This window comes from Microbulbifer sp. MCCC 1A16149, from assembly GCF_050368945.1.
Taxonomy (GTDB): Bacteria; Pseudomonadota; Gammaproteobacteria; order Pseudomonadales; family Cellvibrionaceae; genus Microbulbifer.
The window spans coordinates 3,235,001-3,251,020 of the sequence record NZ_CP185959.1; the positions used below are offsets into that span (position 1 = coordinate 3,235,001).

Below are 16,020 nucleotides of genomic sequence, written 5' to 3' on the forward strand. Positions count from 1 at the left end.
TGCCACCCTGATACATCAGGTCAACGATCAGCTTCAACTCGTGCAGACATTCGAAGTAGGCCATTTCCGGTGCATAACCCGCTTCGGTCAGGGTTTCGAAGCCAGCCTGAACCAGTGCAGATACACCGCCACACAGAACGGCCTGCTCACCGAACAGATCGGTCTCGGTTTCTTCACGGAAATTGGTTTCGATGATGCCTGAGCGGCCACCACCGTTGGCAGATGCGTAGGACAACGCCAGCTCTTTCGCGGTGCCGGAGGCGTTCTGGTAGATTGCGATCAGGGTCGGAACACCGCCGCCTTCCAGATAGGTAGAGCGCACAGTATGGCCCGGGCCTTTCGGGGCGATCATGATGACGTCGACATCTTTCGGCGGCTCAATCAGTTCGAAGTGAACGTTGAAGCCGTGGGCAAACGCCAGCGCGGCACCGGATTTCAGGTTCGGCGCTACCTGCTCGCGGTACACCGCTGCCTGGTACTCGTCCGGAGTCAGGATCATCACAACGTCGGCATCTTTAACCGCGTCGGCAACTTCCGCTACACGCAGACCGGCTTTCTCGGCTTTTGCCCAGGAAGCAGAACCCTTGCGCAGACCGACAACCACATTGCTCACACCGGAGTCTTTCAGGTTGTTGGCGTGCGCGTGGCCCTGGGAGCCGTAACCTATGATTGCAACAGTCTTGGACTTGATCAGAGAGAGGTCACAATCTTTATCGTAATAAACTTGCATAACTTACTTCCTGCTTTTCGTACTTTAAAAGTCATTTACCCGCTGATTACTCAGCATTGATTCATTCAGACAGCGCTCAAACACTGAGGATTTTTTCGCCGCGGGCGATCCCCGAAACACCGGAGCGGACCACTTCCATAATGGTGTGCTCGCCCAGCGCCTGTAAGAAAGCGTCCAGTTTTTCACTGGTACCCGATACCTGTACCGTGTACATATTGCTGGTGACGTCGACGATCTGGCCGCGGAAGATGTCCACACTGCGTTTGACTTCGTCCCGCTGTGCTCCGGTCGCACGCACTTTCACCAGCAGCAGTTCGCGCTCGATATGTGAACCCTCAGTCAGGTCCACCAGTTTTACCACATCGATCAGCTTGTTCAGATTCTTGGTGATCTGTTCGATCTTGTGGTCGTCCCCGATGGTAGTCAGCGTCAGCCGCGACAGGGTCGCGTCTTCGGTAGGGGCCACCGTGAGGCTCTCGATGTTGTAACCTCGCTGGGAAAACAGGCCAACCACCCGCGACAGCGCACCGGGTTCGTTCTCCATCAGAACTGAAATGATTCTGCGCATTGTGTTTACCTCCCTTTACGTCCGTTCCGTTTTGCTGAGCCACATATCCCGCATGGAGCCGTTCGGCATCACCTGCATGGGATAAACGTGCTCAGTCGGATCGACGTAAACATCGATAAACACGGTGCGATCCTTGATCGCAAACGCCTCCGCGAGTTTGCCGTGCAGCTCATCGCGGTGCTCGATCTTCATGCCAAGGTGCCCGTAGGCTTCCGCCAGCTTGATGAAGTCCGGCAGGGACTCCTCATAAACACTGTTGGACAGGCGCCCTTCGTACTGCATTTCCTGCCACTGCTTCACCATGCCCAGGGCCTGGTTATTCAGACACAGGATTTTTACCGGCAGCTTGTACTGGGTCGCCGTGGACAACTCCTGGATACACATCTGGATGCTGCCTTCACCGGTTACACAAACGACTTCTGCATCCGGGAAAGCGGCTTTCACCCCCAGGGCAGCCGGCAGGCCGAAGCCCATGGTGCCGAGGCCACCGGAGTTGATCCAGCGCCGAGGTTTGTCGAAGCGGTAGTACTGGGCTGCAAACATCTGGTGCTGGCCAACATCCGAAGTCACGTAGGCATCGCCCCTGGTGATCTCGTGCACTGCGCTGATCACCTCTTGCGGCATGATCATGTCGCCATTGGTGCGATAACGCGGCGCGGTATAAAGACCGTGGCGCTCGCGCCAGTCGTCAATCTGACGCCACCAGTCAACGATCGCAGACTGATCCGGCATATCCGTGGAGGCCTTGAGCATCTCGAGCATTTCCTTCAGTACCGACTGCACCGTACCCACGATGGGCACATCCGCAGTAATGGTCTTGGAAATGGACGCGGGATCCACATCGATGTGGATAACCTTGGCGCCGGGACAGAATTTATTCGGCGTATTGGTTACCCGATCATCAAAGCGCGCACCCACCGCGAGAATCACATCCGCGTGGTGCATGGCCGTGTTGGCCTCGAAAGTACCGTGCATGCCGAGCATGCCCAGGAAGCGCTTGTCGGTGCCCGGGTATGCACCCAACCCCATCAGGGTATTGGTCACCGGGTAGTTGAGGTGCTGGGCCAGCTCGGTGAGTAATTCGGAACCGTCGCCTTGAACCACGCCGCCACCGGCGTAGATGACCGGGCGCTTGGCAGACAACAGCAGCGCCACCGCTTTGCGGATCTGGCCGGTGTGTCCCTTACCCGCGGGGGTATAGGATCGCATGCGCAGCTTTTCCGGGAACTTGTAGGGATAGCGATCCACCGGATTGGTGACATCCTTGGGAATATCGATCACCACCGGGCCGGGACGGCCAGTGGAAGCGATATAAAACGCCTTCTTGACCACCTCGGGAATTTCTTCCGCCTTCTTGACCAGGAAGCTGTGCTTCACGATCGGCCGCGAGCAGCCCACCATATCGGTTTCCTGGAAGGCGTCTTCACCGATCTTGTCGGAAGGCACCTGCCCGGAAATCACCACCATCGGAATCGAGTCCATGTAGGCGGTCGCAATACCGGTAATGGCATTGGTAGCACCGGGACCAGATGTGACCAGGACGACGCCAGTCTTACCCGTCGCGCGGGCATAACCATCGGCAGAGTGGGTTGCCCCCTGCTCGTGGCGCACCAGTAGATGCTTGATGCCCTTCTGACGGAAGATGGCATCGTATATATGAAGCGCCGAACCGCCGGGGTAACCGAAAATCAGGTCTACCCCTTCATCCTGCAGCGCGCGAACCAACATATCGCCGCCGGAGAGTAATTCCACTTGAGCCCCCTCAATATTTCGCTAAATTAGGATCCGCATCATCCAATAACCACAGAAAAACCGGACGGCGCGAAAGCCAGACGGCGATTCTAAAGGAAAAGCGTGATAAATATCAGCCTTAAACGCAGATTTAGCCCATTTTTTAGGATAGCTTAACGGAAACGCTAAATTGCGCGGTGTCCGGCCGGTAGCGGAACCGGGTCGCGAACACCAAGGCCTCCAGATGGGGAGGGCCTCCTCGGCAGGAGGGGGTGAGTGCTTAACTCACCGGAAAGAGTACGGTCCACGGGGTGGTGTGGTGACATCTACTTCGCCGAGCGAAGGCCAAATTGTGCAGTTTGCGCCCGCAGTGTCAACAGATGAAGCCAGCCAATAGACCACGCGGCCACTTTCCCTCGCACAAACTGTTAACTGGGTTGCGAGATACCCACACCTCCCCGGTACAATGCGGGCATCGGGGCAGGCGTCTGACGGACTCCCGAACAGGCCGGCACAACAACAATACTCATACACCGAGGCGGTTTTCCATGCGCACTGTTATTGCAACCCTCTTCCTGTCGCTGGGCCTGTTGGCAGCGACAGCTCAGGCCGATGGCATCTACAAGTGGGTGGATGAAGACGGCGTGGTGCACTTCACATCCCAGCCGCCGCAGAAGAAACAGGTAGAAGTGGTCAAGGCACCCCGCTCTGAGCGCTACAAGAAATGGCAGGAGGAACAACAGGCCCTGGTCGCACAGCGCAAGATGAGCACCGCCGGCAAGCCCAACGAAGAAACCTCCTCCGTCGCGCCACAGCAGTCCAGCCGTGACGATGCCGAGAAAAACGCCGCGAAAGCGGCAACCGAAAAGGCCGAGATCGCGGCCCGCGCCCAGCGCTGCCGCAGCGCACAACAGCGTCTGCAGGAACTGGAGAGCCACGCGCGCGTGCGCGAAGTGGATGCCAGTGGCGGCTACCGGGTTCTGCCGGAAGAAGAACGGCAGCAGCGGATCCAGCAGACCCGCCAGATCCTGCAAAATAACTGCTGAGTCTCTCAGTGTCCGGCGGGCATTTCACCGTCCGCCGGGTGCGCTCTATCCGGCAATTCGCCACCTGGTCCATCCCCGCTCTGCCTTTCCTCCTTTTGCCCCGCTCCGTAATCGCGCCCCAGGTACATATACATCGCCGGCACCACAAACAGGGTGAACAGGGTGCCGATGGTCATCCCGGAAGCCACGACCAGCCCCATGGCAAAACGCGCGCCCCCACCGGGACCGGCAGCAATCAGCAGCGGCACCATTGCCAGTACCAGAGAGGCCGTGGTCATCAGGATCGGGCGCAAGCGGATACTGGATGCCTCTTCGATCGCCTCTCGCTTGCTTCGCCCCTGCAGCTGTAATTGATTGGCAAACTCCACGATCAAGATGCCGTGCTTGGAGATGACCCCGATCAGGGTCACCAGCCCCACCTGGGTATAGATGTTGAGTGTGGTCAGCCCCAGGCTGACGAAGATCATTGCACCGCACACACTCATGGGTACCGTGACCAGCATGATCAGAGGGTCCCGCCAGGATTCAAACTGCGCGGCCAGCACCAGGTAAATTACGATCAGCGCGAAGAAAAACGTGAGCAACAGATCCGAACCCTCGTTTTTAAACTGGCGGGACTGGCCGGAGTAATCGGTGGAGTACTCCCGCGGCAACACCTCCGCAGCCGCGGACTCGAGAATGCCCAGCGCCTCACCCAGGGGAACCCCTGGCCGGGGCACACCGGAAATGGTGACCGCATTCAATTGCTGGAAGCGTTTCAGCTGCTGCGGTTCGACGCTTTCTTCGATTCTTACCAGTGTGGACAGCGGGACCAGGGTGTCATCGCCGGCGCGAATGTAATATTGCTGCAACTGTTCACCGGTGAGACGCTCGCTGCGCACCACCTGCGGGATAACCTTGTAACTGCGGTTCTCCAGGGAAAAGCGGTTGGTGTAGGCACCGGACATCATCGCGCCCAGCTCCCGCGCCAGGTCGGCCATGTTGATCCCGATGGACGCCGCCTTGTCACGGTCGATAACGACCGAAAGCCGGGGTTTGTCCAGCTTGAGGTCCGCATCGAGAAAGATAAATTTCTTGCTCGCCAGCGCGCGCCCCATGATGTCGTCGGCAAAGCTGGCGAGACTGGCGATGGGCTCGGTGGTGCCAATCACAAACTCTACCGGCAGGGTGCCACCGGCAGTGGGCAGGCTGGGGGGAACAAAAGTGGCGACTTTCAGCCCGGCAATCTGGGAAACCTCGCCGTTGATCAGCTCCTGCATTTCCTGGGTGTTCTTGTCGCGCTTGTTCCAGGAGGAGAGCACGAACCCCGCGATTGCGCTGTTGGTACTGTTTCCCGCGCCGCCGACGCCGTTGAGCAGAAAAAGGTTTTCCACTTCCGGGTGCCGCTCCTTCACACCGTTGATCTGCTTGGTGTACTGCTCCATATAATCCAGCGTGGCGAAAGAGTCCCCACTGGCAATCCCCAGCACAAAACCGCGATCTTCTTTCGGCTCCAGCTCACTGGGTGATGTAATAAACAGGAAGTAGCAACTGCACAGCACGATCAGGCCGAACACCAGGATGACCGCGCGACTGTCCAGTGCACCGTGCAAGCGCCGCCGGTACCCGGACTCCAGCCCATCGAGTCGGCGCTCCAGCCAGGCTTCCAGACGATTGCTGCGTTCACCACTTTCCGGCCGCAGCACCCTGGCGGCCATCATCGGCGACAGGGTCAGCGCAACCACGCCCGACAGCAGCACCGCCCCGGCCAGGGAAAACGCAAACTCAATAAACAGGGTACCGGTCAGCCCACCCAGAAAGCCAATAGGCAGATACACCGCGATCAGTGTCGTGGTCATCGCCACAATGGGCCAGGCCAGCTCGCGCGCGCCCTTGATGGCCGCTTTTTCCGGCGACAGCCCCTCTTCGATATGCCGGTGCACGTTTTCCAGCACGATGATCGCGTCGTCCACCACGATGCCGATGGCCAGCACCATTGCCAGCAGGGTCAGCAGATTGATGGAAAACCCCATCAGCAACATCAAAAACAGCGCCCCAACCATGGACAGGGGAACCGCCACTGCGGGAATGATCACACTGCGCAGGGAGCCGAGGAACAGGTAGATCACCAGAATTACAATCAGCACTGCCTCGGCAATGGTCTTCACCACTTCATTGATCGAGTCCTGAATGTATTCGGTGCTGTCGTAGGGAATTTCCCCGAGCATGCCCTCCGGCAGCTGGGGAAAAATTTCATTGTTCAGTTTGTCGCGCACATCAGCGATCACGTCCAGCGCATTGGCATCCGGCGCCACCTCAACCGCGACGAAGGTAGCGGAACGGCCATTGAAGGTCACCGAGGTATCGTAAGATTCGGATCCCAGCTCCACCTCCGCCACATCCTCCAGTCGTACCAGGCGATCACCATCCGCGCGCACCACCAGCTTGCGAAACTCGGCTTCAGTAGCGATATCCGTCGCCGCGCGGATGTTCATCGCCACCCGGGTGCCCTTGGTGCTACCCACCGCTGCCAGCACATTGTTCTGACGCAGCGCGCTGCTGATATCCCCGGGGGTAACACCCTGGGCTGCCATCTCCGCCGGTTTCAGCCAGATACGCATGGCGAAGGTGCGGTTGCCCAGTAATGCCGCGCGCTGGACCCCGGCCACGGTGGAGAGCTTCGGCTGTACGACTCGGGTGATGTAATCGGTGATCTGGTTGTTGTTGAGAATTTCTGAAGAGAACGACAGGTACATGGCAGCGATGGTTTCCCCCACCGCCAGGTCCACGGTGGAATCCTCGGACTCTTCCGGCAGTTCATTGCGCAGCTTGTTTACCTTTGCAACGATCTGAGTAAGGACTTCGTTGGGGTCGTAATCCAGGCGCACGTACGCCTGAATGACAGAAATACCCTGGATACTGGTGGAAACGATGTAATCGAGGCCGTCGGCGCTGGCGATTTCCTGCTCCAGGGGCGTGGTAATAAATCCCTGTACCAGATCGGCATCGGCACCGACATACACGGTGCTGACGGTAATCACCGCATTTTCCAGCTCCGGATACTGGCGCACGTTCAGCTCGGTAGCGGAGCGCAGGCCGAGCAGGAAGATAAACAGGCTCACCACGCAGGCGAGCACGGGCTTGCGAATAAAGATATCGGTAAAATTCACACGGCATCCTTGCCTGCTGGCGGCGACAGCTAACTGTTATCCGGTTGCGGTGATATCTGATCCGGGGGCGGGTTTTCGTTATTGATGATCACGCTGCCCTCGTTGCGCAGCTTCAGCAACCCGCTGGTGGCGACCTGCTCACCGGCTTCCAGCCCCTGGGTAATCTCTATCAGGTCCCCACGCTCTTCCCCGGTTTTCACAAACCGCTTTACTGCGACCCACTGCGGCTGTTGCGATGCGCCTTTTTGAGAGGAATCCCCCTGCGCCGAAGAATCCGACGGTTTTTTCTGCGGCTTGCGGATCACGAATACTGCATTGCCATAGGGCGCGTAACTGATGGCGGTACGCGGTACCACCAGCACGGTGCGAAACTTTTCCACTTCTACCGATACTTCCGCGAACATACCCGGGCGCAGCCGGCGCTGTTTATTCTCCAGGGTGGCCTGGAGCAGGAAGGTTCGATTGCGCGGGTCTATGGCGGGATCGATCGCGGTAATACGCCCGCTAAATTTCTCGGCGGGCACCGCAGCAGCATTGAGCGTGATCTGTTGACCCAGCTGGACGCGACTGAAGTCCTGCTCAGACAGGGAAAAATCGACATAGATGGGCTGCAATTGCTGCAGGGAAACTACCGCATCCCCGGGCGCGACATTCTGGCCGAGGTCGACCTGGCGAATTCCCAGTTGTCCGGAGAACGGGGCGGTGATCGTGCGCTCAGCTATGGTGGCACGCTGTACGGAAAGGTTCGCGAGCACCTGATCGCGGGTGGCTTCGGCCTGATCCAGCTCGCGCAGTGTGGCCACACCCTTGTTGTAGAGTTCGGAGATCCGTTTGTAGTCCCGGTCCGCGAGCCGGCGCTCAGCCTCCAGCACTTCAATCTGTGCAGTCTCCGGATTGGCGGTGAGCTCTGCCAGCAGGGTCCCTTTTTCCACCTGCTGGCCGGACTCGAAATAAATGGCTTTGACTTCGCCCTGGGCCTGGGTGGTGACGTCGACACCATTGATGGCGCGCACGCTGCCCACTGCGGCGAGCGTTGTCTGCCAGCGCTGCTGGGCAACCCTGGCGGTACTGACGGTGGCCGGCGGCAAAGACATGTTGTCCATAAACTGGTTCATCATGTATTTGCCGAACAGTTTGAAACCGAAAATGCCGCCGAACACCAACAGGCACCCCAGCAACATCCAGAACATGCGCCGGTTAAACAGCTGCTTTGCCAACGACATACATCAGGTCCATTGAATACTGCCCGTCCCTGGGCGTTCGTTAGTCAGGGCGCTATTTGGTGAATACCGCCTTGTCTCCTTCCAGCGCTGCGTGAATGGTATCTCCCGGGGCAAATTTCCCGGAGAGCACATCCTGGGCCAGAGGGTTTTCCAGCCACATCTGGATCGCGCGCTTCAGGGGACGCGCGCCGTAAACCGGATCGAAGCCCACATCGGCGAGTTTGTTGAGAAGCTCTTCGGAAATCTCCATTTTGAGGTCCCGCTCCGCCAGTCGATTGCGCAGGTTCTGCAACTGGATTTCGGCAATGGATCGCACCTCGGCGCGATCCAGGGGATGGAACACCACAACCTCGTCGATGCGGTTGATAAACTCCGGACGGAAATGGGTTCCTACAACCTCCATGACCGCCGCCTTCATTTGCCGGTAGTGGATTTCGCTGTCCACCTCGTCGTCATTTTTGGCGCTGGCGTATTTCTGAATCAGGTCAGACCCCAGATTAGAAGTCATAACCACCACCGTGTTACGGAAATCGACGGTGCGACCCTGACCATCGGTCAGACGACCATCTTCCAGCACCTGCAGCAGGATGTTGAAGACATCCGGATGCGCTTTTTCCACCTCGTCCAGCAATAGCACAGAATAAGGCTTGCGGCGCACGGCCTCGGTGAGGTAGCCGCCCTCCTCGTATCCCACGTACCCGGGGGGCGCACCGATCAGGCGCGCCACCGAGTGTTTCTCCATAAACTCCGACATGTCGATACGCACCATGGCGTCTTCGGTGTCGAACAGGAATTCCGCCAGCGCTTTACACAGTTCGGTCTTGCCCACGCCGGTGGGGCCAAGGAAAAGGAAGGAACCGTTCGGGCGGTTGGGATCTGCGAGCCCGGCACGGGAACGCCGCACGGCATTGGATACCGCTTCCACCGCCTCGTCCTGGCCGATAACACGATCGTGCAGCGCGCCTTCCATTTTCAGCAGCTTCTCGCGCTCACCCTCGAGCATCTTGGACACAGGGATGCCCGTCCAGCGGGAAACTACTTCCGCCACTTCTTCATCGGTGACGCGATTGCGCAGCAGCTGATTGTCGCTGGTATCGCTGGCATCAGACGCCAGTTTCAGCTGCTGCTCCAGTTGCGGAATCACGCCGTACTGGATTTCAGACATGCGCGTGAGATCACCCGCGCGACGTGCGGCATCCATATCCAGCTTGGCCTGCTCCAACTTGTTCTTGATGTCCGCGCTGCCGGCGAGCTTGGCTTTCTCCGCCTTCCAGATTTCTTCGAGATCGGCGTATTCTTTCTCGATACTGTGGATATCTTCCTCGAGCTTCTGCAGGCGTTTTTTCGCCGCTTCATCGTCCTTGTCTTTTTTCACCGCCTCACGCTCGATCTTGAGCTGGATCAGGCGGCGTTCCAGTTTGTCCATTTCCTCCGGCTTGGAATCGATCTCCATGCGAATGCGGCTTGCCGCTTCGTCGATCAGGTCGATCGCCTTATCCGGCAGCTGTCGATCGGTGATATAGCGCTGGGAAAGTTTGGTGGCGGCGATAATCGCGGAGTCGGTGATATCCACCCCGTGGTGTACTTCATAGCGTTCTTTGAGCCCGCGCAGGATCGCGATGGTGTCTTCCTCACTGGGCTCATCCACCAGCACTTTCTGGAAGCGGCGCTCCAACGCCGCATCTTTTTCGATGTACTGGCGATACTCGTTGAGGGTAGTGGCACCGACACAATGCAGCTCACCGCGAGCCAGTGCCGGCTTCAGCATATTGCCGGCATCCATGGCCCCTTCCGCCTTGCCGGCACCGACCATGGTGTGCAATTCGTCGATAAACAGAATGACACGACCTTCCTGTTTGGATAATTCGTTCAGGACCGCCTTCAGTCGCTCCTCGAATTCGCCACGGAATTTTGCCCCGGCGAGCAGCGAGCCGAGATCCAGCGACAACAGGCGCTTGTCTTTCAAACCCTCGGGCACTTCGCCATTAACGATGCGCTGGGCGAGACCTTCGACAATTGCAGTTTTACCCACACCCGGCTCACCGATAAGCACCGGGTTGTTCTTGGTGCGACGCTGTAGTACCTGGATGGTGCGACGAATTTCATCGTCGCGACCAATCACCGGATCCAGTTTGCCGGCTTCCGCGCGGGCGGTCAGATCCATGGTGTACTTGTCCAGCGCCTGTCGGGCTTCTTCCGCCTGCGGGTCGTTGACCTTCTCATCGCCGCGCACCTTGGTGATCGCATCCTGCAGATGCTTGAGGTCACCATGCGCATTCAATATCTTGGAAACTTCACCCGCGGCAGAATCAAACGCCGCCAGTAAAACCGTTTCACTGGCAATAAAACTGTCGCCATTTTTCTGCGCTTTTTTATCCGCCAGATTGAACAGGCGCATCAATTCCTGCGACATACCGACGTCACCGGTGGGGGAACCCACGGTGGGCAGGCTGTCGAGGCGCTTGGCGAGATCATTGCGCAGGCCGTTGATATTGAATCCGGCCTGATTGAGGAATGCGGTAACGCTGCCATTGGATTGATCCAGCAGCGCCTGCAACAGGTGTTCGGGATAAATCTGATTGTGGTCGCGGCCAACCGCGATGGATTGTGCGTCAGCAATGGCGGCCTGCAACGGGTTGGTCATTCTGTCGATGCGCATTGTGCTTTTCCCTCTCCTGATCATTGACGCGCCGGACAAAGGATAAGGCGGCGCATGGAAACGCAATGACGAATACAGTCTAGTGCTGATCAGTAATTTGCGGGCTGGTGGCGGGTTTTCAAGCTCTGCGCAGCTTGGAAATGCTTATTTAAATGCGGTAAGCAGCGGAGCACTGTAAGGTCGGGGAGAAGGCCAAGCGCTGGAGATGGGGATTCAGGATCGTCGGCAACAGGGATGTTGCCGACGAAGCGTACAGGGATGTATTCACAGCGGTCCTGAAGCCCCATCTCCGGTGATTGGCCGCCACAGGACTAGCTTCAGTGCGGAAACCTCACAGCTCAAATATTTATTCAAGCCAAATCAAAGTCGCCATTCGACCGGTATCCCCATCCCGGCGATAGGAAAAGAATTCAGATTCTTCCGTAACGGTGCAGCGGTCGCCGCCAAATACCTGAGAGATTCCCAGTTCCGCCAGCTCTGCACGTCCCAAGGCGTAGATATCCGCCAGAAAATGCAGCGGCTTGTCCGCATGGGGAACAAAGCTGTTGGAAATGGCCTCGGCGTGGGATTCGCTCATGGCCGATTCAAACGCCGCTTCGAGCACATCCACACCGCATTCAAATGCCTGCGGACCAATGGCCGGGCCGAGCCAGACCATAAGATCCTCCGGTGCACTCGTCAGTGCGCGAATGGTCTCGCGGATCACGCCCCCGGTCAGCCCCTTCCACCCCGCGTGAATCGCAGCTACCTCGGTACCGTCGCGGTTGGTCACCAACAGCGGCAGACAGTCCGCGGTCAGCACCGCGCATACCACTCCCTTCTCGCGGGTATAACTGGCATCCGCCGTGCGCACCTTGTCATCGCCCTGCGCTTCCACCGCCTTGTCGCTATGAATCTGCTCCAACCACTGCGGGCCGCGGGGCAGGTTCTGCTCCCGCTGCAATTGCGCGCGGTTGGCGGCAACCGCATCGGGATTATCACCCACATGATCGGCGAGATTGAACGCGCTGTAAGGTCCCTCACTGTGGCCGTCGCGGCGCAGTGTAAAACAGGCCCGTACATTGGCCGGGGCGGGCCAGTCCGGGGTCAGATAGTGATCAGCTGCCATGTTGATTCCTGGTAATTCCTGTTCGACGCGCGTTAGTGATTATCCGCCCGCAGTAGCGCGAGCAGTTGCAGCATATCCTCCGGCATGGGTGCCGACCAGTGCATTGGCTCTCCGGTCTGTGGATGGATCAGCGCCAGCTCCGCGGCGTGTAGCGCCTGACGGGGGAACTGCTGCAGCGCAGCAACCAGCTCGGGATCTGCGCCGGTTGGTAGCTTATTGCGCCCGCCGTACAAGGGGTCGCCCACCAGCGGGTGGCGGATATGCGCCATATGCACACGAATCTGGTGGGTGCGGCCGGTTTCCAGCTGGCAGCGCACCAGGGTGTGGCCGCGAAAGCGCTCCTGCAAGCGATAGTGGGTGATCGCTTCCTTGCCACCGCCATCGCCGGATTTACCGAGTACCGCCATCTTGAGGCGATGCTGACGATGCCGCCCCATGGGGGCATCGACGGTACCGCCGCCGCTGAGCACGCCCAACACAATGGCGTCGTACTGCCGGCTGACGGTGCGCGCCTTGAGCTGATTGACCAGGTCGGCCTGCGCCTGCAGGGTCTTCGCCACCACCATCAGGCCGCTGGTGTCCTTGTCCAGACGATGCACAATGCCGGCGCGAGGGATATTTCTCTGCCCCGCGCAGTGTGCCAGCAGGCCGTTCAGCAGTGTGCCGTCCGGATTGCCCGCCGCCGGGTGTACCACCAGGCCCGCGGGCTTGTTGACTACCAGCAGACTGTCGTCTTCGTAGACGATATCCAGGTCCATCGGCTGCGGCTGCCACTCTCCCTGGGGCTCCAGCTCTGCGCGCAATTGCAGCGTTTCACCGCCAAATAGCTTGTCCTTGGGCTTGCCAGACCGGCCGTCAATGGTGAGTTGGCCGCCTTTTATCCAGGATTGAAGTCGCGCGCGGGAATAGTCGGGGATCAAATCCGCTGCGATCTGGTCAAACCTCTGGCCGGCGTACTCCGCCGGCACTTCAATATCGATATGTATTTGATTGCTCATCCGAGTGGGTCTAATACTTTGGGCTGGCGGGGCGCTGTGGTTAAATAGCTGCCCTTCTGCCCCCGGTGAATTTTGGGCGGCTAGTTTAATAAGGTTGAGACAAATAATGATAGAGCGAGGGGCTATGCAGGCCTGGAAAACGCTGTGGCTGGCACTGCTGGCCGTTTTGGTGGCCTCGTGCGCCAGCACGGACGAAGAAGAAGAGGGACTGCCCTCTGGTAACCGCACCGAGCAGGCTTTCTACGAAGCTGCCCAGCGGCAGCTGAAATCCAGCCAGTGGGAGCTGGCGATCAAGAACCTGCGCGCGCTGGAAGACAACTTTCCTTTCGGCAACTACGCCGAACAGGCGCAACTTGAGCTGATCTACGCCTATTACCGCGACTACCAGAACGATGCCGCCATCTCTGCGGCAGATCGTTTTATCCGTCTGCATCCGCAGCATCGCAACGTGGATTATGCCTATTACATGAAGGGCCTGGCGTCATTTACCGAGGGCAGTGGCCTGTTTGAGCGCTTTTTGCCCACCGATATGACCCGTCGGGATCCGGGATCCGCGCGTGAGTCTTTCGCATATTTCGCCCAACTGATGGCGCGCTATCCGGACAGCCGCTACGCCCCAGACGCGCAGAAGCGCATGATCCACCTGCGCAACCTGCTGGCGCGCTACGAGATTCACGTGGCCAACTACTACTTCAAGCGCAACGCGTACCTGGCAGCAGCCAACCGCGGCCGCTATGTGGTGGAGAACTTCCAGCAGACCCCGGCGGTGCCCGATGCTCTAGCGGTGATGGTGCAGTCCTACCACCTGCTGGAAATGCCGCAGCTGGAGTCGACTTCACTGGCGGTGTTGCAGAGCAACTACCCGCACCACCCCGCCTTCCGCGATGACGGCACTTTCAACTATAAATACTACGCTGGCGCCAGTGGCCGCAGCTTTATCCACCGCATTACCCTGGGCCTGTTCGAGAAGTCAGATCCACGTGGCTTCGACAGCCGCGAGCTGTACAACGCCGAATACCGCACCGAGGACGCGCCGCTGCCGCCCGAACTTTAAGGACGACTTCTAGCGCAAACAAAAAAGGCCCCGCTGTCACCAGCGGGGCCTTTTTTGTAGATGGTGAGCGTGATTGCCAACCCGTCCGACGAAGCGAACGCTTACTCCCCGGCCTTCCAGCCATTGGTGATCGGGTAACGGCGGTCGCGCCCGAAACCGCGCTCAGAGATCCGCACCCCGACTGCAGCCTGGCGGCGCTTGTACTCGTTGCGATCCACCAGTCGCACCACGCGCATGACGGTCGCCTCATCAAATCCGCGGGAAATGATGTCCGTAGCACTGTGATCCAGGTCGATATACAGCCGCAGGATTTCGTCCAGTACCTCATAGGGCGGCAGGCTGTCCGAATCCACCTGGTCCGGCGCCAGTTCAGCGCTGGGCTCGCGGGTAATCACGGTTTCCGGGATGACTTCGGACACGCTATTGCGGTAGCGGGACAGCTCGTACACCAGAATCTTGGGCACATCCTTGAGCGCATTGTAACCACCCACCATATCTCCATAGAGAGTGGCGTAGCCCACTGCCATCTCGCTCTTGTTGCCGGTAGTCAGCACCATAAAGCCTTTTTTGTTGGAGATCGCCATCAGCAGCATGCCGCGGGCGCGGGCCTGCAGGTTCTCCTCGGTGGTATCGCGCTCGCTGCCGGCAAACTCTCCCTCGAGCGCCTTCATTGCGGCATCGAAAATGCCTTCGATCCCGATCACCCGGTAATTGATCCCCAGACGCTCCGCCTGGTCCGCGGCGTCGTTTTTGGACAGGTCCGAGGTATAGCGGAACGGCATCATTACCGCCTCAACTCGCTCCGGCCCCAGGGCATCTACCGCCACCGCCAGGGTCAGCGCGGAGTCGATGCCCCCGGACAGGCCCAGCACCACGCCTTTGAAGCCGTTCTTGTTTACATAGTCCCGAACCCCGAGCACCAGCGCCTGGTATACGGAGGCCAGGCCATCCAAAGGCTTGGCATCGCTGCCCTGGTCCAGGGACACCCGATCCCCGTCCGCCTGCACCGTCACCGGCAACAGGCTCTCGACAAATTCCGGCGCGCGCGCACGCAGCTCGCCATTGCTGTCCACAGCAAATGACCCGCCATCGAACACCAGCTCGTCCTGGCCACCCACCGAGTTCACATAGACGATAGGCATCTTACCCGCCTGCGCCTGGCGCCCCAACAGCGCGAGGCGCTCTTCCGCCTTGCCGCGATGGAACGGAGACGCATTGATGTTCAGCATCAACTTGGCGCCGGCACGCTCCGCCTGCACCACCGGCTCCGGGTGCCAGATATCCTCACAGATGGTAATAGCGGTAGGGATACCCTTGATATCCACCACACAGGGCTGCTCGCCGGGCACAAAGTAGCGCAACTCGTCGAACACCTGATAATTGGGCAACTTCTGTTTGGCGTATTCCGCAACCAGCTCCCCATCCTGGATCAGTCCGGCCATGTTCAGTACGGTACCCGCGATCACCCTTGGATAGCCGATAAGCACCGCACAGGGAAGTTCAGCCTGCTTGATCTTGCTCAGGGCCGCGTCAATCCGCTTCTGCATACTGGGACGCAGCAGCAGGTCTTCCGGCGGATACCCGCACAGGGTCAATTCCGGGAACAGCACCAGATCGGCACCGTGTTCCCGGTGGGCCCGTCGCGCGACCTCGACTACCTGGTCGGTATTGCCGTGAATATCCCCCACCAGCAGATTGATTTGCGCCAGCACTAGCTGCAAAGTAGACATCGTTATATCCCGTTTATCTGAGGC

The 16,020-nt window shown here is 58.9% G+C and carries 11 protein-coding genes (1 of these 11 running past the window's edge); 2 read left to right on the plus strand and 9 right to left on the minus strand.

Features of this window, described 5'->3' with window-relative positions:
- The 3 genes from ilvC to ACONT6_RS13635 form a co-directional block, all read right to left on the minus strand.
- Positions 1-730 carry the 5' portion of a ketol-acid reductoisomerase gene (gene ilvC, locus ACONT6_RS13625; RefSeq protein WP_181252280.1) on the minus strand. Its footprint begins 296 nt before the window's first position, so the window shows 730 of its 1,026 coding nt (coding positions 1-730); its start codon is at positions 728-730; the stop codon falls past the left edge of the window.
- Between the two features lie 76 nt (positions 731-806).
- Positions 807-1,298 carry an acetolactate synthase small subunit gene (gene ilvN / locus ACONT6_RS13630; protein ID WP_078084481.1) on the minus strand — a complete coding sequence of 164 codons (492 nt, stop codon included), beginning with the start codon at positions 1,296-1,298 and terminating at the stop codon, positions 807-809.
- A 15-nt stretch (positions 1,299-1,313) separates the two neighbouring features.
- Positions 1,314-3,050, minus strand: coding sequence for an acetolactate synthase 3 large subunit (locus ACONT6_RS13635; protein ID WP_428819005.1), 1,737 nt, complete (start codon positions 3,048-3,050; stop codon positions 1,314-1,316).
- 527 nt (positions 3,051-3,577) lie between these two features.
- Between ACONT6_RS13635 and ACONT6_RS13640 the strand changes: the two genes are divergently transcribed.
- Positions 3,578-4,075, plus strand: coding sequence for a DUF4124 domain-containing protein (locus ACONT6_RS13640; RefSeq protein ID WP_428819006.1), 498 nt, complete (start codon positions 3,578-3,580; stop codon positions 4,073-4,075).
- Positions 4,076-4,080: 5 nt separating this feature from the next.
- Here the strand turns inward: ACONT6_RS13640 and ACONT6_RS13645 are convergent, their stop codons facing one another.
- The 5 genes from ACONT6_RS13645 to rluD all read right to left on the minus strand — a co-directional run bounded on the left by ACONT6_RS13645 (position 4,081) and on the right by rluD (position 13,212).
- The gene (locus ACONT6_RS13645; RefSeq protein ID WP_428819007.1) at positions 4,081-7,224 is read right to left on the minus strand and encodes an efflux RND transporter permease subunit; all 3,144 of its coding nucleotides are present in this window, start codon (positions 7,222-7,224) and stop codon (positions 4,081-4,083) included.
- 29 nt (positions 7,225-7,253) lie between these two features.
- A complete protein-coding gene (locus tag ACONT6_RS13650) occupies positions 7,254-8,447 on the minus strand; it encodes an efflux RND transporter periplasmic adaptor subunit (RefSeq protein WP_428819008.1) in 1,194 nt (397 codons plus the stop codon).
- 52 nt (positions 8,448-8,499) lie between these two features.
- On the minus strand, positions 8,500-11,106 hold the full coding sequence (clpB, locus tag ACONT6_RS13655) for an ATP-dependent chaperone ClpB (protein ID WP_181252275.1): 2,607 nt from the start codon (positions 11,104-11,106) through the stop codon (positions 8,500-8,502).
- A gap of 346 nt (positions 11,107-11,452) precedes the next feature.
- Entirely contained in the window at positions 11,453-12,214 is a 762-nt protein-coding gene (gene pgeF / locus ACONT6_RS13660; RefSeq protein ID WP_428819009.1) for a peptidoglycan editing factor PgeF, read from the minus strand.
- Between the two features lie 32 nt (positions 12,215-12,246).
- Positions 12,247-13,212, minus strand: a complete 966-nt coding sequence (gene rluD / locus ACONT6_RS13665) for a 23S rRNA pseudouridine(1911/1915/1917) synthase RluD (protein WP_428819010.1) — start codon at positions 13,210-13,212, stop codon at positions 12,247-12,249.
- A 124-nt stretch (positions 13,213-13,336) separates the two neighbouring features.
- Here rluD and ACONT6_RS13670 point away from each other — a divergent pair, with 124 nt between their 5' ends.
- Entirely contained in the window at positions 13,337-14,266 is a 930-nt protein-coding gene (locus tag ACONT6_RS13670; protein ID WP_428819011.1) for an outer membrane protein assembly factor BamD, read from the plus strand.
- 101 nt (positions 14,267-14,367) lie between these two features.
- On the opposite strand, the gene ACONT6_RS13675 is transcribed toward ACONT6_RS13670, so the two are convergent.
- Positions 14,368-15,996, minus strand: coding sequence for an NAD+ synthase (locus tag ACONT6_RS13675; protein WP_428819012.1), 1,629 nt, complete (start codon positions 15,994-15,996; stop codon positions 14,368-14,370).
- Positions 15,997-16,020: the final 24 nt, after the last annotated feature.

Coding starts and splice junctions, on each gene's coding strand:
- ACONT6_RS13675 (WP_428819012.1), bottom strand. CDS start 15,996: ATGTCTACTTTGCAGCTAGTGCTGGCGCAAATCAATCTGCTGGTGGGG.
- ACONT6_RS13640 (WP_428819006.1), top strand. CDS start 3,578: ATGCGCACTGTTATTGCAACCCTCTTCCTGTCGCTGGGCCTGTTGGCA.
- rluD (WP_428819010.1), bottom strand. CDS start 13,212: ATGAGCAATCAAATACATATCGATATTGAAGTGCCGGCGGAGTACGCC.
- ACONT6_RS13650 (WP_428819008.1), bottom strand. CDS start 8,447: ATGTCGTTGGCAAAGCAGCTGTTTAACCGGCGCATGTTCTGGATGTTG.
- ilvN (WP_078084481.1), bottom strand. CDS start 1,298: ATGCGCAGAATCATTTCAGTTCTGATGGAGAACGAACCCGGTGCGCTG.
- ACONT6_RS13670 (WP_428819011.1), top strand. CDS start 13,337: ATGCAGGCCTGGAAAACGCTGTGGCTGGCACTGCTGGCCGTTTTGGTG.
- clpB (WP_181252275.1), bottom strand. CDS start 11,106: ATGCGCATCGACAGAATGACCAACCCGTTGCAGGCCGCCATTGCTGAC.
- pgeF (WP_428819009.1), bottom strand. CDS start 12,214: ATGGCAGCTGATCACTATCTGACCCCGGACTGGCCCGCCCCGGCCAAT.